The 25,317-nt window shown below is 63.8% G+C and carries 30 protein-coding genes, 1 tRNA gene and 1 pseudogene; 21 read left to right on the forward strand and 11 right to left on the reverse strand.

Annotated features, from left to right (window positions below):
- Positions 1-699, forward strand: a 699-nt coding sequence (locus CH256_RS11990; RefSeq protein ID WP_143536564.1) for an MspA family porin, incomplete at its 5' end; no start/stop codon positions are given.
- Between the two features lie 145 nt (positions 700-844).
- Positions 845-1,288 (forward strand): hypothetical protein, encoded by a 444-nt coding sequence (locus CH256_RS11995; protein WP_094669720.1) that lies wholly within the window; start codon positions 845-847, stop codon positions 1,286-1,288.
- 104 nt (positions 1,289-1,392) lie between these two features.
- On the opposite strand, the gene mscL is transcribed toward CH256_RS11995, so the two are convergent.
- The 4 genes from mscL to CH256_RS12015 form a co-directional block, all read right to left on the reverse strand.
- The gene (mscL, locus tag CH256_RS12000; RefSeq protein ID WP_068049748.1) at positions 1,393-1,866 is read right to left on the reverse strand and encodes a large conductance mechanosensitive channel protein MscL; all 474 of its coding nucleotides are present in this window, start codon (positions 1,864-1,866) and stop codon (positions 1,393-1,395) included.
- A 43-nt stretch (positions 1,867-1,909) separates the two neighbouring features.
- A complete protein-coding gene (locus tag CH256_RS12005; protein ID WP_094669721.1) occupies positions 1,910-2,572 on the reverse strand; it encodes an SAF domain-containing protein in 663 nt (220 codons plus the stop codon).
- A gap of 89 nt (positions 2,573-2,661) precedes the next feature.
- On the reverse strand, positions 2,662-3,006 hold the full coding sequence (locus CH256_RS12010; protein ID WP_094639550.1) for an FmdB family zinc ribbon protein: 345 nt from the start codon (positions 3,004-3,006) through the stop codon (positions 2,662-2,664).
- A gap of 153 nt (positions 3,007-3,159) precedes the next feature.
- A complete protein-coding gene (locus CH256_RS12015; protein WP_068049755.1) occupies positions 3,160-3,753 on the reverse strand; it encodes a 5-formyltetrahydrofolate cyclo-ligase in 594 nt (197 codons plus the stop codon).
- Between the two features lie 107 nt (positions 3,754-3,860).
- Between CH256_RS12015 and CH256_RS12020 the strand changes: the two genes are divergently transcribed.
- The 13 genes from CH256_RS12020 (at position 3,861) to CH256_RS12075 (ending at position 14,204) form a co-directional block, all read left to right on the forward strand.
- Entirely contained in the window at positions 3,861-4,814 is a 954-nt protein-coding gene (locus CH256_RS12020) for a UTP--glucose-1-phosphate uridylyltransferase (protein WP_037192236.1), read from the forward strand.
- Between the two features lie 33 nt (positions 4,815-4,847).
- The gene (gene glp / locus CH256_RS12025) at positions 4,848-6,107 is read left to right on the forward strand and encodes a molybdotransferase-like divisome protein Glp (protein WP_032395737.1); all 1,260 of its coding nucleotides are present in this window, start codon (positions 4,848-4,850) and stop codon (positions 6,105-6,107) included.
- 105 nt (positions 6,108-6,212) lie between these two features.
- Entirely contained in the window at positions 6,213-6,860 is a 648-nt protein-coding gene (locus CH256_RS12030) for a GNAT family N-acetyltransferase (protein WP_068049757.1), read from the forward strand.
- 137 nt (positions 6,861-6,997) lie between these two features.
- Positions 6,998-7,867, forward strand: coding sequence for a divisome protein SepX/GlpR (gene sepX / locus CH256_RS12035; protein ID WP_094669722.1), 870 nt, complete (start codon positions 6,998-7,000; stop codon positions 7,865-7,867).
- A gap of 55 nt (positions 7,868-7,922) precedes the next feature.
- Positions 7,923-7,995: transfer RNA gene (locus CH256_RS12040), tRNA-Ala, on the forward strand.
- 368 nt (positions 7,996-8,363) lie between these two features.
- Positions 8,364-9,206: a glycosyltransferase family 2 protein gene (locus CH256_RS12045; RefSeq protein WP_068049761.1), complete on the forward strand. Its 843-nt coding sequence runs from the start codon at positions 8,364-8,366 to the stop codon at positions 9,204-9,206.
- Entirely contained in the window at positions 9,203-9,847 is a 645-nt protein-coding gene (locus CH256_RS12050; protein WP_256989428.1) for an acyltransferase, read from the forward strand. Before CH256_RS12045 ends, CH256_RS12050 begins: the two co-directional genes overlap by 4 nt.
- A gap of 166 nt (positions 9,848-10,013) precedes the next feature.
- Positions 10,014-10,877 (forward strand): glycosyltransferase family 2 protein, encoded by an 864-nt coding sequence (locus CH256_RS12055; protein WP_179272079.1) that lies wholly within the window; start codon positions 10,014-10,016, stop codon positions 10,875-10,877.
- 369 nt (positions 10,878-11,246) lie between these two features.
- A complete protein-coding gene (locus CH256_RS12060; protein WP_068049769.1) occupies positions 11,247-11,699 on the forward strand; it encodes a GyrI-like domain-containing protein in 453 nt (150 codons plus the stop codon).
- Between the two features lie 59 nt (positions 11,700-11,758).
- The gene (locus CH256_RS12065; RefSeq protein ID WP_256989429.1) at positions 11,759-12,133 is read left to right on the forward strand and encodes a GyrI-like domain-containing protein; all 375 of its coding nucleotides are present in this window, start codon (positions 11,759-11,761) and stop codon (positions 12,131-12,133) included.
- A 188-nt stretch (positions 12,134-12,321) separates the two neighbouring features.
- Positions 12,322-12,996 carry a ScbR family autoregulator-binding transcription factor gene (locus CH256_RS12070; RefSeq protein ID WP_068049771.1) on the forward strand — a complete coding sequence of 225 codons (675 nt, stop codon included), beginning with the start codon at positions 12,322-12,324 and terminating at the stop codon, positions 12,994-12,996.
- Positions 12,997-13,055: 59 nt separating this feature from the next.
- Positions 13,056-13,226, forward strand: coding sequence for a hypothetical protein (locus tag CH256_RS28070; protein WP_176460553.1), 171 nt, complete (start codon positions 13,056-13,058; stop codon positions 13,224-13,226).
- Positions 13,227-13,301: 75 nt separating this feature from the next.
- The gene (locus CH256_RS12075; protein ID WP_094639554.1) at positions 13,302-14,204 is read left to right on the forward strand and encodes an SDR family oxidoreductase; all 903 of its coding nucleotides are present in this window, start codon (positions 13,302-13,304) and stop codon (positions 14,202-14,204) included.
- Here the strand turns inward: CH256_RS12075 and soxR are convergent.
- Positions 14,120-14,620 carry a redox-sensitive transcriptional activator SoxR gene (gene soxR / locus CH256_RS12080; RefSeq protein WP_094639555.1) on the reverse strand — a complete coding sequence of 167 codons (501 nt, stop codon included), beginning with the start codon at positions 14,618-14,620 and terminating at the stop codon, positions 14,120-14,122. The two genes, CH256_RS12075 and soxR, sit on opposite strands and share 85 nt — an antisense overlap.
- A gap of 64 nt (positions 14,621-14,684) precedes the next feature.
- Here soxR and CH256_RS12085 point away from each other — a divergent pair, with 64 nt between their 5' ends.
- Positions 14,685-15,923 carry an arginine deiminase gene (locus CH256_RS12085; RefSeq protein ID WP_068049779.1) on the forward strand — a complete coding sequence of 413 codons (1,239 nt, stop codon included), beginning with the start codon at positions 14,685-14,687 and terminating at the stop codon, positions 15,921-15,923.
- A gap of 4 nt (positions 15,924-15,927) precedes the next feature.
- Here the strand turns inward: CH256_RS12085 and arsC are convergent, their stop codons facing one another.
- The gene (gene arsC, locus CH256_RS12090) at positions 15,928-16,275 is read right to left on the reverse strand and encodes an arsenate reductase (glutaredoxin) (protein WP_094669724.1); all 348 of its coding nucleotides are present in this window, start codon (positions 16,273-16,275) and stop codon (positions 15,928-15,930) included.
- 62 nt (positions 16,276-16,337) lie between these two features.
- Between arsC and CH256_RS12095 the strand changes: the two genes are divergently transcribed.
- The 3 genes from CH256_RS12095 (at position 16,338) to CH256_RS12105 (ending at position 17,874) form a co-directional block, all read left to right on the forward strand.
- Complete coding sequence (locus tag CH256_RS12095) at positions 16,338-17,006, forward strand: NAD(P)H-binding protein (RefSeq protein ID WP_068049783.1); 669 nt, start codon at positions 16,338-16,340, stop codon at positions 17,004-17,006.
- A 10-nt stretch (positions 17,007-17,016) separates the two neighbouring features.
- Complete coding sequence (locus CH256_RS12100) at positions 17,017-17,385, forward strand: GntR family transcriptional regulator (protein ID WP_068049785.1); 369 nt, start codon at positions 17,017-17,019, stop codon at positions 17,383-17,385.
- A gap of 66 nt (positions 17,386-17,451) precedes the next feature.
- Complete coding sequence (locus tag CH256_RS12105) at positions 17,452-17,874, forward strand: DoxX family protein (protein WP_094669725.1); 423 nt, start codon at positions 17,452-17,454, stop codon at positions 17,872-17,874.
- 4 nt (positions 17,875-17,878) lie between these two features.
- Here the strand turns inward: CH256_RS12105 and CH256_RS12110 are convergent, their stop codons facing one another.
- Complete coding sequence (locus CH256_RS12110) at positions 17,879-19,390, reverse strand: dolichyl-phosphate-mannose--protein mannosyltransferase (RefSeq protein ID WP_068049825.1); 1,512 nt, start codon at positions 19,388-19,390, stop codon at positions 17,879-17,881.
- A gap of 107 nt (positions 19,391-19,497) precedes the next feature.
- Between CH256_RS12110 and rsmI the strand changes: the two genes are divergently transcribed.
- Positions 19,498-20,322 carry a 16S rRNA (cytidine(1402)-2'-O)-methyltransferase gene (rsmI, locus tag CH256_RS12115; RefSeq protein ID WP_094669730.1) on the forward strand — a complete coding sequence of 275 codons (825 nt, stop codon included), beginning with the start codon at positions 19,498-19,500 and terminating at the stop codon, positions 20,320-20,322.
- Between the two features lie 4 nt (positions 20,323-20,326).
- On the opposite strand, the gene CH256_RS12120 is transcribed toward rsmI, so the two are convergent.
- Together CH256_RS12120 and CH256_RS12125 are read right to left on the reverse strand one after the other, a co-directional pair.
- Positions 20,327-20,755 (reverse strand): SRPBCC family protein, encoded by a 429-nt coding sequence (locus CH256_RS12120; RefSeq protein WP_094669726.1) that lies wholly within the window; start codon positions 20,753-20,755, stop codon positions 20,327-20,329.
- A gap of 14 nt (positions 20,756-20,769) precedes the next feature.
- Complete coding sequence (locus tag CH256_RS12125; protein WP_094669727.1) at positions 20,770-21,789, reverse strand: alpha/beta hydrolase; 1,020 nt, start codon at positions 21,787-21,789, stop codon at positions 20,770-20,772.
- Between the two features lie 171 nt (positions 21,790-21,960).
- On the opposite strand from CH256_RS12125, the gene CH256_RS12130 reads away from it, so the two are divergent.
- Complete coding sequence (locus CH256_RS12130) at positions 21,961-23,340, forward strand: WS/DGAT/MGAT family O-acyltransferase (protein ID WP_068049828.1); 1,380 nt, start codon at positions 21,961-21,963, stop codon at positions 23,338-23,340.
- A gap of 71 nt (positions 23,341-23,411) precedes the next feature.
- On the opposite strand, the gene metG is transcribed toward CH256_RS12130, so the two are convergent.
- Together metG and CH256_RS28985 are read right to left on the reverse strand one after the other, a co-directional pair.
- On the reverse strand, positions 23,412-24,956 hold the full coding sequence (gene metG / locus CH256_RS12135) for a methionine--tRNA ligase (RefSeq protein WP_094669728.1): 1,545 nt from the start codon (positions 24,954-24,956) through the stop codon (positions 23,412-23,414).
- A 113-nt stretch (positions 24,957-25,069) separates the two neighbouring features.
- Positions 25,070-25,317: pseudogene (locus CH256_RS28985) on the reverse strand (TatD family hydrolase); the annotation flags it as partial.

The following is a 25,317-nucleotide window of genomic DNA, read 5'->3' on the forward strand; positions in this document are numbered from 1 at the left end:
GTAGTCGGCCTGGTGCTCGGTACCGGAACCGCTTCAGCCGCTGTCGACAGCTCCAACTCGATCGTCGACGCCGACGGCAACACCGTCACGGTGACGCTGTCCGACACCTTCATCAACGGTGTCGCTCCGCTCGACGGCAACCCGCTCACTCGTGAGTGGTTCGCCAACGGCCGCGCATCCTACGACGTCCAGGGCCCCTCGGCCGACGACTTCGAGGGCACCCTCAAGATCGGTTACCAGATCGGCTACCCGATGAGCCTCAACGGTGGCGTCGAGGTCTCCTGGTCCTCGCCTTCGGCTGAGTTCAACCTCGGTTCGGGCAACGAGTCCAGCGTCACCGGCACGTTCCCCGTTCTGCCCGGTGGGGATCCCGAGATCGAACTCGGCGGCGTCGGCACCTCGAGCACCGGCCTCGATGTCGGCGTTCAGCTGATCCCGCAGGCCACCGGCACCATCGCGCTGTCCAACGGCCCCGGCGTCGTTCAGTCCGAGAGCGCATACGCAGTGCTCAACGACGAGGCCGACATCACCTCTTCTGAGGGCGACGCAGCAGGCACCAGCGGATCCATCCAGATCGCCAACCTGCACGGCACTGCCACCGGCATCCTGGGCAACGTCACGATCCGTCCGTACGTTTCGCTGACCAGCGCAGCCGGAGACACGGCCATCACCTACGGTGTCCCGGTTCGCCTCAACTGATTTCCGAATCGGTTGTAGCCCGGTGAGATTGCTTCACCAGTTGTAAATCGACACAAGTCCAGGCCCGCACGGATCACTCCGTGCGGGCCTGAACTATGTTCGGCACACGGTAGATCGACTTGTACAGAGAGGCCCTGGAACAAAGATGCACTCCAAAGCCCGTTTCACAGTTGTCGCCGCAGGGGCGATCCTCGCTCTCGGCTTGGCTGCCGGTTGCAGCAGCGACAGGTCCGCGGCGTCCGGCGAGAACGCCGACGTTTGCACTACATTCGCCACCGACCACAACGCGTTCGTCGGTCTGGTTGCTGCGGGACCCGGATCAGCGGAAAATATCGACAGTTGGACTGCAGACAAACAAGCCGCTGTCGACAAGCTGAGTGCGCTACCCGGCACCGCATCGGGTGATGTCGCCAGCGCGCTCACGACCTTCGTCGACGCGCTGCCTGCTGACACCCTGGAGCTCTCGACCACCGACAGTGAGTCCGGTACCGCATTTGTCGACAACGGGGCGGCCGTGGCCTCGGCGTGCGAAGCCGACGGCACCACGATCACACTCGACGCGCTTCCGCTGTCGACGTTCACCAACTGAGTTCTGCTCGGTGGTGCCTCGTCGCACCCCCGCAACGAATGAATGCGCCATTCACGCTGTCAGACAACGTGAATGGCGCATTCATTCGTCGAAGCAGACCTGCGTCAGTCCTTGGAATGTTTGCCGAGATCCGGGGCTGCGTCCATGGCCTCGCCGCTACCGCCGGTGGTGTCGGCTGCGGTCGACAGTTTCTGTCCCGCAGCGGTTCCACCCGCGAGGATGTCGCGAATCTGCACCAGCACGTCGACGTCGCTCAGTTCCTTCTCCGGCTGGCTCACGAAGCGTTTCTTCGCCGTGTTCACCGGCAGGATCAGCACGAAGTAGACCACCGCCGCGATGATGACGAAATTGATGACCGCGGTGATGACGGCACCGACGTTGACGAACGATTCCGGCGACGACGTGATCTGAAACCCGAAGCCGTATTCGTTGCTGCCACCGAGAGCGGCGACAAGGGGGTTGATGACGTTCGTCGTGAATGCGGTGACGATAGCGGTGAATGCTGCGCCGACGACCACGGCAACTGCGAGGTCCACCACGTTGCCGCGGAGTAGAAAGTCCTTGAAGCCCTTCAGCATGAGCCCTTCTCCCAACGTTCGGTTTGTTCTGTCTCGAGAGACGTTAGTGCAGGGTGACCGTGAGCGCGCTGACCAAAGAGGCTGCCGCGACCGCCGTAGCGTCGTTCGTCGGTAGGGCCAGTAAGACGACTCGGTCTCGCTGCCGATTGCCACCGGCGTCGGCGGAGACGAGCACAACCATCGCTCCCGACGCCAGCACCCGTGCCGCGGGCACCGCATTCGGGTCGTCCTGAGCCTCGACCGTCAGCACGTCGACGCGATCACCTTCACGCAGTAGATCGGTCACCGCGGCATCGGCGAGATGTACCGGTACGACGCGTGCCTCGGTCCCCAGCGTCGTCGTGGCTGTTCGAGATCCGAGAAGCCGCACGTCGGTGAGCAGTTCGCCCGCACGGACCGGCCCGGTGAGGGTCTGGCCGTCCACGGCCTCGGATTCGACGAGTGCACCCTCGGGGACGTTCGCCCCGTCCCACTCTGCGACGGCGATATCGGCCTGCGTCAGTACGGTGCCGGGTGTCAGGTCGCGTCCGGCCGTGATCACCCGTACGCGGTCGTCGCCGGCGGCGTCGTCGAGGAACAGCACCAGTGCAACCGCGACCAGAACCCCGGCCGCGATGCGCCTGAATTTCGTGGATCCGACCCATGCCGGACGCAGGGTGATGCGATCGAGCAGCGTCGAGTCGAGTCGATTCTTGCCTGCAGCCATGGCGCAAACGGTATCGCTGGCCGAGCCGGAACAGGCACCGAAAAGGCCGGGCTGTGGATAACGGCCCGGCCTGTGGATGAAGCGGAAAACTACTGGCTGGCAGCAGCTTTCGTGGTCGACGATGAAGAGGAACTGCTCGACGACGACGAATCCGAAGATTTCTTCTCGGCGGGCTTCGAGTCGGTCTTGCTGTCCGATTTCGTGGCCGCCGCATCGGACTTCTTCTCGCCTGCGCCCTCGCTGGAGGTGCTGGAGCCGCCGCGGCTGTCGGTGCGGTAGAAGCCGCTGCCCTTGAAGACGATGCCGACGGAGTTGAACAGCTTGCGAAGCTTGCCCGAGCACGCGGGGCACACCGTCAGTGTGTCGTCGGTGAAGGACTGAACGATGTCGAAGCGGTTGTCGCACTCGGTGCATGCGTATGAGTAAGTGGGCATCGTGTTTCCTCCGCGCTGGTCACCGAGGAAATTCGCCGCTCTGCTGGCCGAGGCCGAACACCGCCGGTGTCTTGTCTGTTCGTCGAAACTGTCGAAACTGGGGAGAGCATTAGCACTCTACAGTCAGGAGTGCCAACGAATCGAATCCTAGCGTTATTCCGTACTCAAGCGTACGAGCCCGCCGGCGGTGAGCACGTGTGTCACCGGTCTGTCGTGCGATTCGGCAGGTAGACGATCGACCACTTCGCTCTCGCGCACCACCGCGACCAGCATCGCGTCGGGTCTGCACAGGTCGAGTGTTCGATCGTAGAAGCCCGCGCCTCGGCCCAGCCGGTTTCCGTTCCGGTCCACGGCCAGCGCCGGAACGAGAACCAGAGTGCACTCCGACACCGCGTCGGGATCGAGCGTCGGTCCCGACGGTTCCAACAGACCGAAGGGGGCTTTCACCAAAGATTCACGCCCGCCGTATCGAGCCCAGCGCAGGGGACCCGGCTCGTGCGCACTCGGAAGCAGAACGGCCGACCCGGCCGCGGCCATCGCGTCGAGCATCTCGATCGAACCCGGCTCCCGGCCGACCGGAACGTACGCGGCGACGACGGGGTGTTCGGCAGCCAATTCACCGAGGACGTGACAGAGTGCAGAGGACTCCATTGCGCGTTGCGCACCGTCGAGCAGTCGGCGTTCGGCGAGAACATACTTTCGCCATCGATCCTTGGGCGTGTTCTCCGTGAAATCGGGAACGGTCACAACGATTCGTCCTCCCTTCCTGTGCTGTCGTTCAACGATATGCACTCGGGGGTAAAACGCAGCACATGGCGAGCAGATCACCAGAAACCATGGATAGGGTGAGCATCATGACAGAAGCCGTTACAGCGACGACCGCCGCCACGCCCGTGCATTTCCGCACGGCCATCGTTCCCGCAGCGGGCATGGGTACCCGGTTCCTGCCGGCCACGAAAACCGTTCCGAAAGAACTGCTTCCGGTGGTCGACACTCCCGGTATCGAGCTCGTCGCCGGCGAAGCCGCAGATTCCGGCGCACAGCGACTGGTGATCGTCACCTCCCCAGGCAAGGACGGCGTCGTCGCCCACTTCGTCGAAGACCTCGTACTCGAGAACAAGCTCGAGGCCAGCGGCAAGCTCGAGATGCTCGAGAAGGTGCGGGTTGCCCCGGGTCTGCTCGACGTCCAGTCGGTCATTCAGCACGAGCCGCTCGGACTCGGACATGCCGTCGCCTGCGCCGAGGAAGTTCTCGACGACGACGAGGATTCCGTTGCCGTTCTGCTTCCCGACGATCTGGTGATGCCCCGCGGTGTGCTCGACGTCATGGCCCGCGTGCGCGCCAAGCGCGGAGGCTCGGTGTTGTGCGCCATCGAGGTTCCCGACGACAAGGTCTCCTCCTACGGCGTCTTCTCGGTCGAGATCGTGCCCGACGCGGTCAACCCGAACGTCCTCAAGGTCACCGGTATGGTCGAAAAGCCCAAGCAGGAGGACGCCCCGTCCAACCTGGCCGCCGCGGGCCGGTACCTGCTCGACCGCGCGATCTTCGACGCTCTGCGACGGATCAAGCCCGGTGCAGGCGGCGAGCTGCAGCTCACCGACGCCATTGCGCTGCTGATCGAAGAAGGCCACCCCGTCCACGTGGTGGTGCACCGCGGATCGAGACACGACCTCGGAAATCCCGGGGGATACCTGCGCGCTGCGGTTGACTTTGCTCTACAGCGTGACGACTACGGTCCGGCGCTGCGTGAATGGCTGAACGAACGCTTGAGCGACAGCTGGGCACCGGAACTGACCACGTACGAATAGCATCGCGGGTCGATGCCATAGAGGAAGGGCCAGATGCGCTCGGTCGAAGATCAGCAGACCAGGGTGACCGCCGCGGCGGTGGCTCCACGGCCTGTTCGGGTCGCCATCTCGGAAGCACAGGGCCTGCTGTGTGCAGAAGAAGTGGTCACCGAGCGTCCCCTTCCTGGTTTCGACCAGGCAGCCATCGACGGCTACGCCGTGCGGAGCGTCGATGTGGCGGCCGCGGGCACCGACCTGCGCAACGAGGACGACGAACGCATCGACCTGACGCTTCCCGTCGTCGGCGAGGTGTCCGCCGGATCGCGTCAACCCATCCGGCTGCAGCCACGTCAGGCCGTGCGAGTCGACACCGGCGCACCGCTGCCCACCCTGGCCGACGCGGTGTTGCCGTTGGATCGAACCGACAGCGGTCGCGCCCGCGTCAAGGTGTTCCGTCCGGTGCGCTCGGGCGACTACGTCCGCAAGATCGGCGACGACGTGCAGCCCGGTGACGTGGCGGTGCGCGCAGGCACGATCATCGGCGCAGCTCAGGTGGGACTGCTCGCAGCCGTCGGGCGCGACAAGGTGCTGGTGCATCCGCGGCCGCGGCTCTCGGTGATCTCCGTGGGCGGCGAGTTGGTCGACACCGATCGGACCCCGGGGCCCGGTCAGGTGTACGACGTGAACTCCTATGCGCTGGCCGCCGCGGCGCGCGACGCCGGAGCAGACGTCAACCGCGTCGGGATTGTCAGCACCGATCCCAAGCGACTGCGCGAAGTGGTCGAGGGGCAGTTGATTCGTTCCGAGATCGTGGTCATCGCCGGAGCGGTGGGCGGCGGCGCGTCCGATGGCGTTCGTGAGGCGCTGGGCGAACTCGGCGACATGGAAGTGGAGCGCGTTGCCATGCACCCCGGCTCCGTTCAGGGGTTCGGTCAACTCGGACGCGACGAAGTACCCACCTTTCTGTTGCCGGCCAACCCCGTCAGCGCGCTGGTGGTCTTCGAGGTGATGGTGCGTCCGCTGATTCGCATCGCTCTGGGCCGACGGCAGCCGATGCGACGGACCGTGACCGCCCGAACCGTCGCGCCGATCACCTCCATCGAGGACCGCAAGGGATTTCTCCGCGGCCAGCTCATGCGCGACGAGGGAACCGGTGAATACCTGGTTCAGGCCCTCGGCGGTGCACCCGGATCGTCCTCGCATCTGTTGGCCACGCTCGCCGAGGCGAACTGCCTGGTCGTCATCGATCCCGAGGTCACCGAAATCCGAACCGGCGAGGAAGTCAAGGTCTCGTTCCTCGCTCAGCGAGGCTGACGCCATGTGAGCGCGGGGCCTGCCGGTCGTTCCGCAGGCTCCACTCCCGCCTCGACTTCTGCTACGAGTTTTCGCTCACTTGCGCGCAGCGCATACGATCGACGGATGCCGCGAACGTGGTCGAGCCACCCAGGTTGGCCGGCGAAATTGGGTCCAGTGCGAGTGGCCGGCGGAACTGTCACGTTGCGGCCGGTACGGATGCGCGACGCGGCCGCGTGGAGTCGGATTCGTACTGCGGATCGCGCCCACCTCGAACCCTGGGAGCCCAGTGGTGAGGGCAGCTGGAATTCGCGACACCACATCTCCTCGTGGCCGACCTTGTGCTCTGGCCTGAAGTCCGAGGCGCGCAAGGGACACATGCTGCCGATGGTCATCGAAGTCGACGGCGAATTCTGTGGCCAGATCACCACCGGAAACATCGTGCGGGGCGCACTGCGTTCGGCCTGGATCGGGTACTGGGTCTCCAAGGAGGTCAACGGCAAGGGTGTGGCCACCGCGGCGCTGGCACTCGGTCTCGATCACTGCTTCGGTCCCGTCGGACTCCATCGCGTCGAGGCGACGGTGCGGCCGGAGAACCTGGCCAGCCAAGCAGTGCTGCGCAACGTCGGCTTTCGCGAAGAGGGACTGCTCTACAAGTACCTCGACGTCGACGGCGAATGGCGCGATCACAAGCTCGTCGCGATCACCTCGGGTGAGGTGCAGGGAACCGTCGTCGATCGGTTGGTTCGCGCGGGCCGGGCTGCGTGGGCCTGACGGCCGACCGCGTCTGATGTTGTCAAAGTGACAGGAGTGTAATTCGGGTCGGCGCGTCTGCATCGTTCTCGCGCCTCCTCCCCATAGCCTGATGACGTCACAAGTGTCACCGTTGCCCAGGGAGGAGAACATCGCCGATGCCGAACTCGATCATCTGGATCGGTCTCGTAGCCGTCTGGCTCTTCGTTCTTCTGCCCATGCTGATGACCAAGCGTCCGCAGATCATGCAGACGACCGACGCAGCGCTCGCGACCCGCGTGCTGCATCGGGGTGGCACTAAGCGAAAGCAGCGCGGCCCCGCGACCGGGCACCGCAGTGATCCCCACTGGCGACCGGAGGACGACCTGCGAGTCTCCGCGCCGGCCCGAGAGATCTTCGGCCCCGCGATTGCGACTGTTCGTCCAGACTCACCCGATCTACCCGGTACCGCGGAGGACCCGATGGACACTCACGCAGCAGACAGCGACCTCGAGCGCGATGCACCCGACTCGGAGGCATCGAGTGCAAGTTCGCCCGTGCTCGAACCCGGTGTCGTCGACGACGATTTCGTCCCTCGCCGACGCGGCCGCGGCGGTTTCGACCCCGAGGCCGATGCGATCGCCCGTGCCGCGCGGTACGCGTTTCGACAGCGCGCAGTTCTGGGGTTGGTATTCGCGGCGATCACCACTGCAGCTCTGGCCTTCATCATTTCTCCGACGGTCTGGTGGCTGTGCGGACTGTCCGTCGCCGTCCTCGTCGGTTACCTGTACTACCTGCGTCGTCAGGTGCAGATCGAGGAAGAGGTCCGTCGACGTCGGCTCACCCGGATGGGCCGGTCCCGTCTCGGTGTGGAATCGGAGACCGACGACGAACTCGAGCTCGTCCCGCAGCGGTTGCGTCGCCCCGGTGCGGTGGTGCTCGAGATCGACGACGAGGATCCCGAATTCGAGCATCTCGATCACTACGAGGAGCCGTTCCAGGCACGTCGTGACGAGGACCGGGACATGCGCAGAGCCCAGGGCGCGTAGCTGCCGCCCGAAGCGGCTTTGCTAGAGTTACCCAGCCGGTCGACATGACGGCGAAGGGGCTGTGGCGCAGTTGGTAGCGCGTCTCGTTCGCATCGAGAAGGTCAGGGGTTCGATTCCCCTCAGCTCCACCCCAGCCGAGAACCGTCACTCACACGAGTGGCGGTTTTTTCGTTGTCCGGTAGCAGTTGTCCGATAGCGACGGCGGCGAATATTACCGCGAAGTGAATTCCGAATGGATTTGTATCGACCGAACTAGGTGGTCGGTTCGGGGGTTCATTCGTGATGGCGGGTGCTGGATAAACCCCAATTGCACTATCGGCGCGCAAAACCTTCGATTCGATTGTTTGAAGCGTCGTGGCCTGTCTTTGGGAATCTTTCGGACCCGTGAGCTGCGGATATGCAATTCGGACATCTTTAGGCAATTACCGGGACATGTCGTAAGTTCTAAGAGGTTGCTGTGAAGAATTGAAATGTCGAAATTTGTCAGGGGATCGAAATGAACACGCTCAGTGTGGTAATTCCGGTGCTCGACGAGGTCGATCATCTGGGCGAATGCTTGACGCTGCTGCTCGATCAGGGCGACGACATCGACCGCATCGTCGTGGTGGACAACGGGTCCACCGACGGAACGCTTCAATTGGTGAACAACGTTCGCGCGCGGACGAACAAGGTCGTGCTGGTGCACGAACCCAATCGCGGCGTGGTCCATGCTCGCAACACCGGATTCGACCTGGTGGACTCGTCGATCATCGGTCGAATCGACGCCGACACCCGTGTACGACCCGGGTGGGCGCGCTCGATCGTCGATTTCTTCGACGAGCATTCCACCGTCGCTGCCACGGGTGGCCGGACGTTCCTGTACGAATCACCCTGGGCCCGACCTCTGGCGTGGATGCACTCGCGCGCCGAGCGACGTGAGCCCTCGGTGCGCTCTGCGCTGGCGGTATCGGGTAACAACTTCGCGATCCGCGCATCGGCCTGGCGCACGGTTCGCGGTGCGGTCAGTGAGCGAACCTGCGTACACGAGGACATCGACCTGTGCCTGTGCCTGGCCGCCGAGCATCTGCCCGTCGCCCAGAACGGATGGATGAAGGCCGCAGTGTCCGGTAGGCGCGCGACCACATCGCCGGTGAAGTACATCCACTATGCGTTGGCCGGCTACCGGTCGTACGAGGAGCACGGTCTCGCGTCGCGCAAGCTGGGTCGCATCGTGGCCATGGATTGGCTGATGCACACACTGCGCTGGCCCATCTCGCGACTGTTCGCAGTCGTACCGTGCCGGGCTCTGCCGGTCGACGATCGTGCCGAGTCCGACGAACGGATGCGAGCTGCCGCGTGACGGCTCTCTCGCGTGTCCGTGACTGGATTCGTGACCCGGGGGACGTCCGCTGGGCCCTCGTGCAAATGCGTCAGGCGACCGTCGTTTCGTTGGCGAACGTGCCGTTCCTGCCTGCAGTGCTGCGCGCATCCGTTCTGCGGCCTGCGGGTCTACGGACGACCGGTCCGTGCCTGATGTACGGCGGTTCCATGATTCAAGGACAGGCATCGGTTCGGTTGGGAACCGGCGTGTTCGTGAACTTCGGCTGCTATTTCGACACCGTTGCCGACATCGTGATCGGTGATCATGTCTTCATCGCCGATCACGTTCGCATTCTCACCAGTACGCACGAGACCGGGCCGTCGCGGCGTCGAGCAGGCGCACTGCGGGGAGAGTCGGTGGTGATCGGTCCAGGAGCGTGGATCGGGTCCGGCGTGGTCGTGATGCCGGGTGTACGCATCGGTGCCGGATGCATCATCGGGGCGAACTCGCTGGTGACGCGAGACTGCGAACCGGATGGCGTGTACGTCGGGTCCCCGGCGCGCCGGCGCAGAGAGTTGAACGCCCCTCCCGTAGCGGAGCAGTGGATCGGGGACAAGGCCGGTTCTCGTGACCGGGAGGCAATGCGACGATTGATACTTCCTCCGAATTCCGAATTCTGAACCATAAAGTCCGAATAATTCGACGGGTTCTTTTCTTGAAGTAATGATGTAGCATCGTCAACGTCAGCGGCTCGGAATCGAATGCATTCACCGTGTAAGGATGTCGGGCTACACGATTGCCAAAAATGTGTCAGGGGTTGGCGTTGTGAATACTCTTTCCATTGTTGTGCCTGCGTTCGACGAGTCGGCTCACATAGGCGAATGCCTGGACGCTTTGCTCCTTCAGCGCGAACGCATTCACGAGATAATTGTCGTCGACAACAATTCGACCGACGACACCGCGGCCATCGTCACCGAATACGCGTGGCGCTTTCCGCAGGTGGTTCTGCTGCGAGAGTCCGAGCGCGGCGTCGTGCACGCCCGCAACGCCGGTTTCGATCACGCTCGCGGATCGGTCATCGGCCGCATCGACGCCGACACCCGCATCGAGGCAGGCTGGGTCGACTCGGTTCTCGACTTCTTCGAGCGCCGCCTCGACTACGTCGCAGTCACCGGGCCGATCTACCTCTACGACTCCCCGTGGGCGCGACCGTACCGGGCGTTCGTCGACCGTTCCGTACGGAAAAGGCCCTCTGAGCGTTGGGTTTCCGCAGCTTCGGGCAACAATTTCGCCATCCGCAGATCCGCGTGGGAAGCGGTTCGCGCTCGCACGAGTCTGCGTACCGATCTGCACGAGGACATCGATCTGTCGCTGTGTATCGACAAGGTCGGTTTGCGGATCGCGCAGATCGAGCCGATGCGCGTCGAGGTGTCCGGACGTCGTTTGCTGACACCACCGCTCGAGTACCGGCACTACGTCCAGAGTTCGTATCGCACGTGGGCTCATCATGGGCTGGCCGGCGGTTGGTTGCGCAGATTGCTGATTTCGGACCTGGTTCTGCACACGATGCATTGGCCACTGACGCGAATTCTGTCGTCGTGCGAATCTCGGATTCTTCCGGTCTCGCATTCCGGAGCGGGCACTTCATCTGTGCGTGAGCTGTCCGGTATTCGCGACGAGAGTTACGCTGCCGCAACGCGCGGAGAGTGAATCGTTCGACATTGTTCTGTGCCCGATTCGCAGTCGGGGGAATATAGGACCGCGCTGTGCGCGGGGACCGTCGATCCGTACCGGTTTCACGTATCGATTCTTCGACAGGTGCAGGCACGGCCGGAGTTGACCGCGGAATCGAGCGCGTCCGGTCGACGGGACAGGGTGGGACGCGGTAGCCGATGCGGCTTCCGGATCTGTGGAGAAACCGTCGGCGACGGCTGTTGCGGCGATCGAAACGGGTGCGAAGTACGGTTGATCGATTTGACGATCCACCTACCAGTCGCGCCGGTAGATTGACGGGCGATATTGTGAACGGACCGGTTCCGAGCACAGGATCTGCCCCTGCAACTTCTCTACGGAGTGTGAATGTCGTTCGAGATCGTCGACCTCGCTGAAACGTGGGTCGCGGGTCTCCCCGTTCGCAGCCCCAAACGGGCGCTCGGCCGCCTCGACGACCCGGCTCTCGATCAAGCGTGGTCCGCAGTTCTCAATCAGGAGACCTCGGGTCCGCTCGCGTCCATTTATACCGACTTCGCCCCCGGTATCGGCTCGTACAATACGCAGGTAGTCGGTTATCAGTGTTCTTCGCTCGATCGAGTTGCGCGCGGACATCTGGTGGCAAAAGTGCCCGCGGCGAAATACGCACGGTTTTCTGCGGTGGGGTATTTCCCCGACGTTCTCACCCGATTGTGGAACCAGATCGATCATGCCGAAGAGCAGGGCGAGATAGTGCGATCGTTCACCGGCGACTACGAGTGCTATCCCCACGCCTACAAGATCGACCTCTATCTGGCGATCACCGCGCCCGGCGGTTCGTGATGACCTTCCGGGTGACCGCACGCAGTGCAGAGCTGTTCAGTGGGTTGGTGGCACCGCGAGTGGAGCCCGGCGCGGAATCGAGCGGCAGCGAATGGATGCGATTCTTGCGAGATCGTCTGTGCGAGAAGCATATCGACGCGCATCAGGTGTGCACGGTGTACGTTCCGGATCCCCACGGTACGGTCAACGCGGTGGTCGCCGTCTCGGTGGACTCGCCCGGCGACGTCGCGGTGGGGGATGTCTTCGTGTCGGTACCGACCGGCGTGTTCGCGGTATTCACGCCCACCGGAGCATTGGCGGATCCGATCGAGGACGTGTGGGCTCAGGTCGAAGAGTGCGTTATGTCCGGATCGATATTTCGCGCCTACAAAGAGGAAGTCGAAGTCGTTACGAATACCGGAGAAGTGGAACTTTTCATTTCAATCGTTTTGTAAACGAGCCGTTCTTCATGCAATTGTCACTTTCGAATCACAAAATCGCCACCGAACCGGTTACTATTGTCGAGCGCTGGCAGCCCGACAGGGCGAAGTGAATTCCACGTTCACCTCGATCGGACTACGGGTAGGCAGCGGATACAGAGCGTCGATGTCATGCAAGGTCGACAGAGCAGGGGTGTTCCAACATGGTGAGACAACTGAGAGCAGAAGCAACGCGAGCGGCCGCACTGCGGGCTGCAGCAGATCTCTTCCTCGAGGTGGGGCATGCGAATGCCACGCTGAGTCAGGTGTCAGCGCAGTCCGGTGTGACCAAAGGTGCGTTGTACTTCCATTTCGCGTCCAAGGAAGAACTGGCGCGTGCGATCGTCGACGAGGGGCACGATCGCGTGTCCACTGCGTGCGCCGGCTTGGTCGACAGTCGCAGCCCGGCTCTCGAGTCCGTCATCGGAATCTCGTATTCGGTACTCGAGCTCGCCGCATCGGATCCCCTGGTGCGCGTCATGTACCGGTTGCAGATGGAGATCGACGGATCCGACACCGCCCGCGGCAGTGTGTTCGGTACCTGGGGAAACATCTTCGAGCACCTCTTCGAGCGGGCAATCGAGCACGGTGACGTCGCCGACCATCTGGATGCGGGCAACGCGGCGCTGCTGGTGTGCGAGATGCTCGCCGGAGTTCTGATGGTGTCCGAGGCGCAGTCCCGGCTGGAGGATGCCCCCTCGCGCATGGAGAAGGTCTGGAACACGGTCCTCCCGTCGCTGGTGCCCGCTGACAAACTTGCCTACTTCCGCGAATTCGCGGCGCGGAGTCTGTCCAGTTTCGTGCGCGAGAGCATCACGTCGGCATCTGTCACAGTCTGAGAAATTCCGTGATCTCGGGGTGCTTGCCGCACACCCGGTTGCCGGGCACACTGTGTGACATGGAACACACTGTGCACCGGCCTCGGATGTCGGACAACGAACTCCGGAAAGCGATCGGAACCCTGCAGCAGCGCGCAGACGACGCACGCAAACAGGGTGCCGACGACGATGCTGCGCGAATCGAGCGCACCATCGCCGACTACCGAGACGAGATGTCGCAAAGATTGTGACAACCCTCCCGGTCGTCACCGCGTAGGGTCGAAATCGAACTGACACGTGGCAACCGGTGGGGGTTACAAGCTTCGATGGCTACATACGATCTGCGCGGTAAGAAGACGTTGATCACTGGAGCAGGCAGCGGAATCGGTCGGGCAACGGCCATCGCTGCTGCAGGAGTGGGAGCGGAACTCTTCCTGACCGATATCAACGGCACCGGTTTGGCGGAGACGGTGGACCTGGTCGGTCGCGCGGGCGGTACCGTCAGTCACTCGTTGCCCTTCGATGTGTCCGATTTCGAGGCCGTCACCGCGTTCGCGGACGACATTCACGCCGAGTTCGGCAGCCTGGACGTCGTGATGAACGTTGCCGGCATCTCCGCATGGGGAACCGTCGAGAATCTCGAACACCGGCACTGGAAGTCGATGGTCGACGTCAATCTGATGGGGCCTATTCACATCATCGAGAAGTTCCTACCTCCGATGATCGACGCCGGACGGGGTGGCCATCTGGTCAACGTCTCGTCCGCCGCCGGATTGATTCCCCTTCCGTGGCACGCTGCCTACAGCGCCAGCAAGTACGGCCTGCGCGGAGTCTCCGAAGTACTCAAATACGACCTCAAGCGCCACGGAATCGGCGTCAGCCTGGTGGTGCCCGGTGGCGTCAAGACCGGGCTGGTGCAGACGCTTCAGATCGCCGGCGTCGATCGTGACGATCCGCGGGTACAGAAGTTGCAACACCGGTTCGAGAAGCGTGCCGTGGAACCCTCGGTTGTCGCCGATGCCATTCTCGCCGGAATTGCCAAGCGCAAGTACCTCGTCTACTCCTCCAACGACATCCGGTTCGGGTACTGGGTCGCCAGAAAATTCGCCCCGCCCTACGAATTCGTACTGCAGAAGGCGAACGATCAGTTCTCCAAGCTGCTCGAGCCGCGTCGAGTCGAGGGTTCGTCGAAATCGACGTCCAGTGTGCGCGCACCGGGCCCCGAGTAGGACAGTTCGTCGTGTGGGTTGACCAATGCGCAGCCGGCCAGCGACAGGCAACCGCACCCGATGCACCCGGTCAAGTTGTCCCGAAGCCGGATCAATTGCTCTATCCGAGAGTCGAGTTCGCGATGCCACTGCGTCGAGAGCCTGGCCCAGTCCTCGCGTGTCGGAGTCCGCTCGTCCGGTAGTTCGCTCAACGCCTGCCGGATGTTCGCCAGTGGGATCCCGACCTTCTGCGAGATCCGGATGAAGGCAACCCGGCGCAGAGTTTCGCGATGAAATCGGCGCTGATTTCCCGAGGTTCGGCGACTGCTGATCAGCCCCTGTTTCTCGTAGAAGTGCAAGGCCGAGACCGCAACTCCGCTGCGCTCGGACAGCTGGCCGGGAGTCAGTTCTCGGACGTTCCACTCGGGCATCGGCACGACCTCGACAATACTTCAGGTCCTGATCCCAGCGGCGGCAGGCGAATGGGATTACCGTTCGTTCATGAGTGTCGATGCGGTTGCGGGCCCGTTGGGTGCCGACTCCGAGGTAGGGGTGCTGCGCACCGTCATGCTGCACCGGCCGGGAGACGAGCTTCGACGCCTCACACCGCGCAACAACGATCAGCTGTTGTTCGACGGTCTGCCGTGGGTCGATCGCGCACAGGACGAGCACGACGCGTTCGCCGATCTCCTGCGAGGTCGAGGGGTCACGGTGCTGCTCCTCGGCGAACTTCTCACCGAGGCCATGACGGTCAGCGGCGCAGCGCGAATGCAAGGTATCTCCGCCGCCGTCGATGCCCGACGGCTCGGCCGGTCGCTCGCCGAGGACCTCGCCCAACATCTGCGGGGTGTGCCCGCGGCCGAATTGGCGCAGATCCTCATGGCGGGAATGACTTTCGACGAGTTGCTCGAGGCGGAGACGGGGGACCCGCAACCGAGCGGGGCATCGCTGGTTCGGCGAATGCATCACGGTGGGGACTTCGTCATCGACCCGCTGCCGAACCTGTTGTTCACCCGCGACTCGTCGTTCTGGATAGACGACCGAGTGGCGATCACCTCGCTGGCGCTGCCTGCCCGTGTGCGGGAGACGTCGCTGACCGATCTGATCTATGCGTTCCATCCGATGTTTCGCGGCGTGCGGCGCGCGTACGAGTCGCGGACCGCTCCGGTCGAAGGCGGCGACGTGCTGTTGCTCGCTCCGGGTGTGGTGGCAGTCGGAGTCGGCGAGCGCACCACACCCGCAGGCGCAGAAGCGTTGGCGCGCAGCCTGTTCGAGGACGATTTGGCGCACAGTGTGCTGGTGGTGCCGATCGCGCAGGAGCGCGCGTCCATGCATCTGGACACGGTGTGCACCATGGTCGATACCGACGCGGTGGTCATGTACCCGGCGATTCAGGACACGTTGTCCGCGTTCACCATTCACCGCGAAGATGCAGGGGTCACCATCCGCGGCGGTGACCCGTTCCTCGAGGCGGCCGCCGATGCGATGGGCATCGGCAAGCTGCGGTTGATCGATACCGGACTTGACCACGTCACCGCCGAGCGCGAACAATGGGACGACGGCAACAACACGCTCGCCATTGCGCCGGGAGTCGTCGTCGCGTACGAACGCAACGTCGAAACGAATGCACGGCTGGAGGCGTCGGGCATCGAGGTGCTGCGGATCTCCGGATCGGAACTGGGTTCGGGGCGAGGCGGCCCCCGATGCATGTCGTGCCCGGTGTCGCGCGAGAGGTTGTAGCGCTCTACAGCACGGTCTGTACTTTGTCGGCCGGGCGGGCGAGCACGGTGCCCTTGTCGGTCACCACGATCGGGCGCTCGATGAGTATCGGGTGCTGGACCATCGCCGCGATCAGCGTGTCGGCGTCCGCGCCTGCCAGCCCCAGTTCCTTGTAGATGCTCTCGCGAGTTCGAATGGCCTGACGCGGTTCGAGTCCGGCGTCGGCAAGCAGAGCGCGCAGTTCCTTCTCGGTGGGAGGCGAGTCGAGGTACCGAATCACCCGCGGCACCACACCGGTTTCCTCGATTGCTCTGAGGACCGTACGAGAGGTGTTGCACCGGGGATTGTGGTAGATGGTCGCCGAGCCAGTCATGTTTGCAATCCTGCCACGCGGGTAGCCACCCCGACAGATTCACGTCAGGAACGGGAGTGGTTATGACCGACAAGCGCATTGTCATTGCAGGTGGCCACGGCCAGATCGCGCAACATCTGACTCAGGTGCTCACGGCGCACGGAGATCGTGCGGTATCGCTGATTCGTAACAGCGACCACGTCGATGCCGTCACCGCGCTGGGCGCGCTGCCGCAGGTGATCGATCTCGAATCGGCCTCCGTCGACGAGGTTGCTGCCCTGCTCGCCGACGCGGACGCGGTGGTGTTCGCTGCAGGTGCGGGCCCGAACAGCGGTCCCGAGCGCAAGGACACGGTCGATCGTGCCGGCGCAGTGCTGCTGGCCGATGCGGCAGAGAAGGCAGGCGTTCGGCGCTACGTGCTGATCAGCTCGTTCGGTGCCGGGGAGCCGGTCGCCGAGGATCTCGATGCCGGCTGGAAGGCGTACATCGAGGCCAAAACTGCTGCGGAAGAGGATGTTTCGGCAAGAAGTGGACTGGACTGGACTATTCTGCGTCCGGGCAAGTTGACCGACGAGGACCCCACCGGCTCGGTATCGCTGACCGAGCCGCCGCTGGACTCGGGTGAGGTGACCCGCGCCGATGTGGCCGCGGTGATCGCGCAGTTGCTCGATACCGGCTCGGCCGTGCGCAAGACGCTGATGTTGACGTCCGGGCCGACTTCGATCGTCGACGCAGTCGACGCGCTCGGATAAGGCATCGACCGTGCGCGTACACATCGATTCGTCGAACACCACCCCGGTGTTCGAGCAGCTACGAATGCAGATTCTGGGGCTGGTGCGATCGGGCGATCTCATCGCCGGTACCAAGATCCCGACGGTCAGAGGTCTGGCCGAGGAACTCAAGATCGCACCGAACACGGTGGCGAAGACCTACCGGGAGCTCGAGCAGCAGGGAATCATCGAGACGAGGGGCCGGTCCGGTTCGTTCGTCGCGTCGGGCGGCGATCCGTCGCGCGACATCGCGGCCCGGGCGGCGACGGAGTTCGTCAGGACGGTCCGGTCCATCGGGCTGGACGACGATCAGGCTCGCTCGTTCCTCGAATCTGCCCTCAAGGGTGCGAACGGCAGTTAAGTTGACGCTTCAACCTACTTCTGTCAGGGTAGGGCTGCCCGTGTAGCCCTGTCAGAAGGAATTGTCATGAACTCCACCGTCGTACGCGACGTCGTTGCCCTCGTAGCTCGAATCGGCCTGGGTAGCGTTTTCATCGCCCATGGCTGGCAGAAGCTCAACACCTACGGCCTCGACGGCACCGCAGCAAGCTTCGAGATGATGAACATTCCGCTGCCGACGGCGTCCGCCTACTTCGCCACATTCGTCGAACTCGTCGGCGGCGGTGCGCTCGTGCTGGGCATCTTCACTCCGGTCGCCGGCCTGCTGCTGTTTCTGAACATGCTCGGTGCGGCCGTCTTCGTGCACTTCGAGAACGGCGTGTTCGCTGCGGACAACGGCTACGAACTGGTCGTCGCTCTCGGGGTCGGCGCGCTGCTGCTCGCCGCTTTCGGTGCCGGACGCATCAGCATCGACGGACTCACCAAGGGCAAGACTGCGCTGCTTGCATAATCGCTCAGCGCCAGCTCGGCAGCCACAACTGTTGCTGCCACATCTCCGGCGTGATCGGCATTGCGGTCAGAATCGGCCATAGCCACACGAAGTTTGCGATCACCACGGCGAGGTACAGGGACACCAGTAGCAGTCCGGTACCTCGCCGTTCGGCCGATGCGGTGGCTTTGCCGATGATGTCGCCCAGCACCAGTGCGAAGCCCATCACCATGAACGGTGCGAGAGCCACCGCGTAGAAGTAGTACATCTGTCGGTCGAGTGTGGTGAACCACGGCAGCAGTGCTGCTGAGTACGCCACGAGCACTGTGGCGTAACGCCAGTCGCGTCGGACGAACACCGACCAGATCACCCAGGCCAGCATCGGCAGGGCCAGCCACCACATCGCGGGCGTGCCGATCAGCATGATCGCTTTGACACACGAGGACGCCGAGCAACCGGACACGTTCTCGCCGTCGGCGAAGTAGTACAGCATCGGGCGCAGACCCATCGGCCAGGTCCACGGCTTCGATTCCCACGGGTGTCGGTTGCCCGCCGAGTTCGTCAGTCCCTCATGGAATTGCAGCACGCTGCTGCTGTAGAACCACAGGGACCGCAACGCGTCGGGCACGAACGAGAACGGACCTCCCGCTCCGACGCCACTGCCGACCTCGTGTCGATACACGCCGGTCTCGGAGGTGAACCACGCCCACCAGGTCATCAGATACACGGCAATCGGAACGACCACCAGCGCGTACAGGGCAGGCCCGATGTCGCGCAACGCCGTTCCCCGCCACGGGCGTCGAACTCCGTATGCGCGGCGTGCCGCCACATCGAATGCCACGCTCAACAATCCGAAGAATGCGATGAAGTACAGACCCGACCACTTGGTGCCGCAGGCGAGTCCCAGCATGATGCCGGCTCCGAATCGCCACCACCGCACTCCCATTCGCGGACCGAGCACGCTGACGTCCATTCGACCTTCGGCGCGCACCCTCGACAGACGCTGTCGCATGTCGTCGCGGTCGACGACCAAGCAACCCAGCGCAGCGGTGACGAACAGCGCGAGAAAGATGTCCAGCATGCCGATGCGGCTGCTGACGAACGTCACGCCGTCGACGATGAGCAGAATGCCTGCGATAGCCCCGACCAGTGTCGATCGGGCGAGGCGTCGCACGATTCGAATGACCAACAGCACCAACAGGGTTCCGGCCACGGCCGAAGAGAAGCGCCAACCCCAGCCGTTGTAGCCGAACAGCGCCTCACCGATGGCGATCAGTTGCTTGCCGACCGGCGGATGCACCACCAGCCCGTAGGCCGGATTGTCCTCGAGCCCGCCGCCGGTGAGTACCTGATAGCCCTGCGGGGCGTAGTGCTTCTCGTCGAACACCGGGGTTCCGGCGTCGGTGGGGTATCGCAACATGGTGAAGCGCGTGATCGCGCAGATCACGGTGATGACGATGGTGACGATCCACCCGCGGCGGGCATCGGTGTCGTGGAACCAGTCGCGCGCGGCAACGGTGGGCCCGGGACTGACCATCGACCGGTCGCCGGAGCGCTCAGAGGTCAGCAAGGTCACGTACCGATCGTAGGCGTTGATCGGCAGTGCCCGGCACGCCGCTGCACAGCGTGCGGGACACTGGAGGCATGCTCATCCTTGCCGCCACCCCGATGGGCGACGTCGGTGATGCCTCGCAGCGCCTGCGTGATGCCCTCGGCACTGCCGATGTCGTCGCCGCCGAGGACACCCGGCGCACCAAACAACTCGCGTCCTCGCTCGGCGTGGTGATCGCAGGAAGAGTGGTCAGCTTCTACGACCAGGTCGAAACCGCCCGCCTTCCGGCTCTCGTCGAGGCAGTGGGCGAGGGCAAGACGGTGTTGCTGGTGACCGACGCGGGGATGCCGTCGGTGAGCGACCCCGGCTACCGCCTCGTGGCAGCCTGCGTCGAGGCCGGTCTGCCGGTGACCTGTCTGCCCGGGCCGAGCGCGGTCACCACGGCCCTCGCGCTGTCCGGTCTGCCCGTCGAACGCTTCTGTTTCGACGGATTCGCGCCGCGCAAGCAAGGACAGCGACGCACCTACTTCCGAACCGTGCTCGCCGAACCGCGTGCCATCGTCTTCTTCGAAGCACCGCACCGTCTCGTCGCGTGCCTCGAGGACGCCGTCCACGTCCTCGGCCCCGACCGCCGCGCCGCGGTGTGCCGGGAGCTCACCAAGACCTACGAGGAGGTGCGCCGCGGCGGCCTGGGGGAGTTGCTCGAATGGGCGAGGGACGGGGTGCGCGGAGAAATCACCGTCGTGCTCGAAGGAGCAGTCGCCGTCGCCGAAGAGCCCGAGGATCTCGTTGCCGACGTGGAAACGCTGGTGGCGTCGGGCATGCGGTTGAAGGACGCCTGCGCTCAGGTGGCGGTCGACGGCGTCTCCAAACGTGAGGTCTACGAGGCCGTTCTCGCCGCACGTAAGGAGCAGTAGGGGCTCAGCCCGTCACTTGCTGACGCAGACCCTCGGTGGCCGCTTCGAGGATCGTCTTGGTTCCTTTCTTCACCAGGAAGCCGGGTAGCGGGATCTTCGGGTCCACGGTCAGCTCGAACTCGACATGGGTGCCGTTGCCCTTGGGCGTCAACGTGTATCGGCCGTCCTGGGCCTTCTGCTGAGTGCTCTCGACGAGTGTCCACGACACCTCGTTCTCCGACCACGTGTACTCGACGAGTTGCTCGTCGTTGACGCCGATGATCGAGACGTTCATCTTGACGTGGTGTGGCTTGCCGTCGTCGAACCGATCGACGACCTCGCACTTCTTGTGGACCGGGGACCACGACGGGATGCCCTCGACGTCTGCGAGTACTTCCATTATTGCCGCTGCGTCTGCGTCGATGTCGACGGACTTGTTCGCTGTGACTGCCATGGGGAGAAGGTATCTCAGCTTTCTCTGCGGGGGCTGACGTTCCGCGCGAACTCGCCGATCGCTCTGAGCGCGCGGCGGGCCTCGGGAACGAAATCGGCTGCCTGGAACACGTGGACCTGATCCTCGTACACCTGAAGTTCGCACTCGACTCCGGCGACAGCGAGACGCTGAGCCATGAGTTCGGCGTCGGCATAGACCATTTCGGTGGAACCGACCTGGATCAGCACCGGCGGCATGCCGGCCAGATCACTGTCGACGGGTGAGACCCGCGGGCCCCGTTGGCCCTCGACGACGATGCGCGCATCGACGCGATCGGCCAATGCTGTCAGTGCGGGAACGGCGTTGGGCGGAAAGATCGAACACTTCGACGCGTTCTCGTGGTCGAGTTTGCCGGAGGGGTCCATGTCGGTCAGCGGGGACATGGTGAAGATCCCTGCGGGGGCGGGCAAATCGACGGTGCGCAGCGCCAGCGCGACCATGAACGCGAGATATCCGCCCGCCGAATCACCGCCGAGGACGATCTGTTCCGGGCGGTAACCGGAGTCGAGCAGGAAGCGGTACGCGTCGACGCCGTCCTCGACCGCGTGGCTGATCGGATTGCGAGGCATCATGCGATAGTTCACCGACAGCACAGCGCCGTCGATGTTCTCGGAGACGCGCGAGGTCATCCGGCGATGAGTGCGCAGGCCGCAGCAGACGAATGCGCCGCCGTGCATGTACAGGACGACGCGATCGCTTCCGGAGCCCTCGGCGCGAATCCATTCGGCCTCGCACTCGGCCAACATGACCCGGCTGCGGGTGGTACCGCTGATCTGCGGAACGAGCAGGCCTGCGTAGTCGACCAGCCCCATCGGCCACGGAAGCGACGGTGCCTGTGCCCAGACGGTCAGGAACGGTCGCACCGTGAACTGCAGGGACTTGGACAGAATCTGTGACTGCACACTCGCGCCACGGATATCGCGCCTGCGTGCGGTGGCTGTCGGGTCGGTCGATTTCACTACGGTGAGCGCCGGATTCATAGCCGTCGCCTCCATCCCCGTTGTCGTTGCGCGGCGCGTGTGCACCGTGCGTTGGAACCCCGCTCTATTTGGAACCCCTGGTAACGGACAATAGCGGGTAGCTTTTCGTGACCAGACGTAAGGTCGTGTTCTGAGTCACATTCGGTGCCGTACCGTGACCTAAAACAAATGGAAAAGGGACAGCTCATGGCACTCATGCCCATCACCGAATCGATGTTTCTGATCGCCGAGTCACGGGAGCACCCGATGCACGTGGGCGGTCTGGAGTTGTTCGTCCCGCCCGGCGATCCGCACGACTTCGCCGAGGAAGTGCACCGCAAGTTCACCACCGGTGAGGTGCACGAGCTCTTCCGCAAGCGGCCGTCGCGTCCGGTGCAGATCATGGGCAACCTGGCGTGGGCATTCGATCAGGACGTCGACTTCGAGTACCACGTTCGACGAACCGTGTTGCCTCAACCGGGACGAATTCGCGAGCTGTTCCAGTTCCTTTCGCTCAACCACAGCGCACCGCTGGACCGCTACCGGCCGATGTGGGAACTACACATCATCGAGGGATTGGCAGACGGCCGAATCGCGTTGTACACCAAGGTGCATCACTCGTTGGTCGACGGTGTCAGTGCACTGAAGCTGATGCAGCGCACGCTCACCACCGATCCCGACGATCGAAACGGCGTCGCAACGTGGGATCCGTCGCTGTTCGGTAGGCGCAAGAAGCAGGTCGCCGTCGAGCAGCCCGGGCGGTTGGCGCAGCTGGGCAGTGGGCTCTCGATGGGACGCAAGATCGTCGGGGACCTGGTGGATTTTGCGCCGGCATCGGCTCGAATCGGGTTGCGCGCGTTGAAGAAAGAGGGTGCACAACTGCCGTTGCAGGCGCCGAGGACGATGTTCAACGTGCCCATCGGAGGAGCCCGCCGTTTCGCCGCCGAAAGTTGGTCGATCGAGCGCATTCGCACGGTCGGGACTGCGCTCGACGCCACGCTCAACGACATGGTGCTCGCGATGTGCGCCGGGGCCCTCCGTGCGTATCTCATCGACCAGAACGAACTGCCCGAGGAACCGCTGATCGCCATGGTGCCGGTCTCGCTGCGCAAGGAGGGCGACGACAAGGACGCCGGAAACTCGGTGACGACCATCCTGTGCAATCTCGGAACCGACGAATCGGATCCGATCCTGCGGCTCGAGCGGATCAAGGATTCGACCGTCAAGGGCAAGCAGATGATGAGCGAGTTGAACACCCTCGAAGCGCTCACCGTCGGTGCGATCACCATGGCCCCGTTGCTGTTCGGGCCGGTGCCTGGATTCGTCGACTACACCCCGCCGCCGTTCAACGTCATCATCTCCAACGTGCCCGGATCGAAGGAAGACCTGTACTGGAACGGCGCGAAACTCGACGGCATCTACCCGGCGTCGATCGTGGCCGATGGGCAGGCGCTCAACATCACCGTCGCCAGCAACGGTGATTCGTTGAACTTCGGTCTCATCGGATGCCGACGCAGTGTGCCGCATCTGCAGCGCATGCTGACGCATCTGGAGAACACGTTGGAGGAGCTCGAGAAGACCTTGTGAGAGCGGCTTCGCCGCACGTGAGCGGAAACTCGTAGTGGGGGTCGAGGTTTCGCTCACGTGCGCGGAGCGCTCTACTCGTACTTGGGGAACACCGGCGTCGGGGTCGGCAGTGCAGTGCCGGATACCGAACGTGTTGCGATGTCGGTGAATTCGCGGTTCGACGCCCCGAGCAGGTCGAGGATGCGCGACGCGGAATCGGGCATGACGGGTTGCGCCAGGATGCTGACGATGCGCAGCACCTCGATCGTCACGTACAGCACGGTGGCCATGCGATCGGGATCGGTCTTGCGCAGCACCCACGGCTGCTGCAGCGAGAAGTAGCGGTTGGTCTCGCCGAGTACCGACCAGATCGCCTCGAGCGCGGAATGGATTGCCTGCACGTCGAATTCGCGTCGGCAGATCTCCAGCAGCGCGTCCGCGCGAGCCAACATCGCCTCGTCCTCGGCGGTGAACTCGCCCGGGGTGGGGAGCTTTCCTTCGAGGTTCTTGGCGACCATCGTCAGCGAACGCTGCGCGAGGTTGCCCAGTTCGTTGGACAGGTCGGCGTTGACGCGCGCAACGATGGCCTCGTGGCTGTAGCTGCCGTCCTGACCGAACGAGACCTCGCGGAGGAAGAAGAAGCGCACCGGATCGAGACCGTAGTTCTCCACCAACGACTTCGGGTCCAGCACGTTGCCGAGGGACTTGGACATCTTCTCGCCCTTGACGTTCAGGAACCCGTGCACGAACACCCGCTTGGGTAGCTCGATGCCCGCAGACATCAGGAATGCCGGCCAGTAGACGGTGTGGAAGCGCGTGATGTCCTTGCCGATGATGTGCAGGTCGGCAGGCCAGAACTTCCGGTACGACTCGGATTCGGTCTCGGGATAGCCGGCACCGGTGAGGTAGTTGGTGAGCGCGTCGACCCACACGTACATCACGTGCTTCTCATCGCCGGGGACGGGAACGCCCCAGTCGAACGTGGTTCGGGAGATCGACAGATCCCGCAGGCCACCCTTGACGAAATTCACGATCTCGTTCCGGCGCGTGTTCGGCGCGATGAACTCCGGCGACGCGTCGTACAGCTCGAGCAGTTTGTCCTGGTACTGCGACAGTTTGAAGAAGTACGACGACTCCTCGGTCCACTCGACGGGAGTGTTCGTCTCCGTCGCGACGCGCGAGCCGTCCTCGGCGAGGGTGGTCTCGGCCTCGGTGTAGAACGCCTCGTCTCGCACCGAGTACCAGCCGGAGTAGGAATCGAGGTAGATGTCGCCGTTCGCCTCCATCCGCTTCCACAGTTCCTGGCTGGCGGCGTGGTGATCGGCGTCGGTGGTGCGGATGAACCGTCCGTACGAGATCTTCAGCAGGTCCTGCGCAGCCTGGAACGCGTCGGAGTTGCGCGCGGCGAGCTCGCGCACGTCCACGCCCTCGGTCTGTGCGGTCTGCTGCATCTTGAGGCCGTGCTCGTCGGTGCCCGTCAGGAATCGCACGTCGTAGCCGTCGAGGCGCTTGAAGCGCGCGATGGTGTCGGTGGCGATGTACTCGTAGGCGTGTCCGATGTGCGGAGCGCCGTTGGGGTACGCGATCGCCGTGGTGACGTAGAAGGGTGGCCGTGAGGCATCAGCTGGCGCAGTCATGGTGCGCCTACTCTAACTAGCGTGAGCAGAGACCGTCCCGCACCACCGTTGCCCGAGCCCGTCGGCACTCTCGTCGACGCGCACACCCACCTCGATGCGTGTGGGGCGACCGACGCGGCGAGTGTGGCCGCGATCGTGGACAAGGCCGAGTCCGTCGGTGTCACGCGCGTGGGATGGATCGCAACCGCGGCCCACACCCGAGGATCCCAGGACGCCGCGTCGACCGCGAACCGCGCGGCATCGAGATCGTCGGCGATCGTGACCACGCGCGTGACACCGACGGACTCGGCCTTGTCCACGATCGCGGCCACACTCGCCGCGTCGGTCGCCCCACACGCATCGAGGTGGGTGTGCGCGTCGA

Origin of the sequence: Rhodococcus sp. 05-2254-6 (assembly GCF_002258565.1) — a bacterium.
Lineage (GTDB): Bacteria > Actinomycetota > Actinomycetes > Mycobacteriales > Mycobacteriaceae > Rhodococcoides.

Bases quoted from the DNA above. Each gene is read 5' to 3' on its own strand.
- CH256_RS12005 (WP_094669721.1), bottom strand. From the start codon at position 2,572: ATGGCTGCAGGCAAGAATCGACTCGACTCGACGCTGCTCGATCGCATC.
- CH256_RS12085 (WP_068049779.1), top strand. From the start codon at position 14,685: ATGAGTGTCGATGCGGTTGCGGGCCCGTTGGGTGCCGACTCCGAGGTA.
- CH256_RS12125 (WP_094669727.1), bottom strand. From the start codon at position 21,789: ATGGAGGCGACGGCTATGAATCCGGCGCTCACCGTAGTGAAATCGACC.
- CH256_RS12110 (WP_068049825.1), bottom strand. From the start codon at position 19,390: ATGGTCAGTCCCGGGCCCACCGTTGCCGCGCGCGACTGGTTCCACGAC.
- CH256_RS28070 (WP_176460553.1), top strand. From the start codon at position 13,056: ATGGAACACACTGTGCACCGGCCTCGGATGTCGGACAACGAACTCCGG.
- metG (WP_094669728.1), bottom strand. From the start codon at position 24,956: ATGACTGCGCCAGCTGATGCCTCACGGCCACCCTTCTACGTCACCACG.
- CH256_RS12105 (WP_094669725.1), top strand. From the start codon at position 17,452: ATGAACTCCACCGTCGTACGCGACGTCGTTGCCCTCGTAGCTCGAATC.
- CH256_RS12070 (WP_068049771.1), top strand. From the start codon at position 12,322: ATGGTGAGACAACTGAGAGCAGAAGCAACGCGAGCGGCCGCACTGCGG.
- CH256_RS12120 (WP_094669726.1), bottom strand. From the start codon at position 20,755: ATGGCAGTCACAGCGAACAAGTCCGTCGACATCGACGCAGACGCAGCG.
- CH256_RS12075 (WP_094639554.1), top strand. From the start codon at position 13,302: ATGGCTACATACGATCTGCGCGGTAAGAAGACGTTGATCACTGGAGCA.
- CH256_RS12060 (WP_068049769.1), top strand. From the start codon at position 11,247: ATGTCGTTCGAGATCGTCGACCTCGCTGAAACGTGGGTCGCGGGTCTC.
- CH256_RS12010 (WP_094639550.1), bottom strand. From the start codon at position 3,006: ATGCCCACTTACTCATACGCATGCACCGAGTGCGACAACCGCTTCGAC.
- rsmI (WP_094669730.1), top strand. From the start codon at position 19,498: ATGCTCATCCTTGCCGCCACCCCGATGGGCGACGTCGGTGATGCCTCG.
- mscL (WP_068049748.1), bottom strand. From the start codon at position 1,866: ATGCTGAAGGGCTTCAAGGACTTTCTACTCCGCGGCAACGTGGTGGAC.
- CH256_RS12030 (WP_068049757.1), top strand. From the start codon at position 6,213: ATGCCGCGAACGTGGTCGAGCCACCCAGGTTGGCCGGCGAAATTGGGT.
- CH256_RS12130 (WP_068049828.1), top strand. From the start codon at position 21,961: ATGGCACTCATGCCCATCACCGAATCGATGTTTCTGATCGCCGAGTCA.
- arsC (WP_094669724.1), bottom strand. From the start codon at position 16,275: ATGACTGGCTCGGCGACCATCTACCACAATCCCCGGTGCAACACCTCT.
- sepX (WP_094669722.1), top strand. From the start codon at position 6,998: ATGCCGAACTCGATCATCTGGATCGGTCTCGTAGCCGTCTGGCTCTTC.
- CH256_RS11995 (WP_094669720.1), top strand. From the start codon at position 845: ATGCACTCCAAAGCCCGTTTCACAGTTGTCGCCGCAGGGGCGATCCTC.
- CH256_RS12020 (WP_037192236.1), top strand. From the start codon at position 3,861: ATGACAGAAGCCGTTACAGCGACGACCGCCGCCACGCCCGTGCATTTC.
- CH256_RS12045 (WP_068049761.1), top strand. From the start codon at position 8,364: ATGAACACGCTCAGTGTGGTAATTCCGGTGCTCGACGAGGTCGATCAT.
- CH256_RS12095 (WP_068049783.1), top strand. From the start codon at position 16,338: ATGACCGACAAGCGCATTGTCATTGCAGGTGGCCACGGCCAGATCGCG.
- glp (WP_032395737.1), top strand. From the start codon at position 4,848: ATGCGCTCGGTCGAAGATCAGCAGACCAGGGTGACCGCCGCGGCGGTG.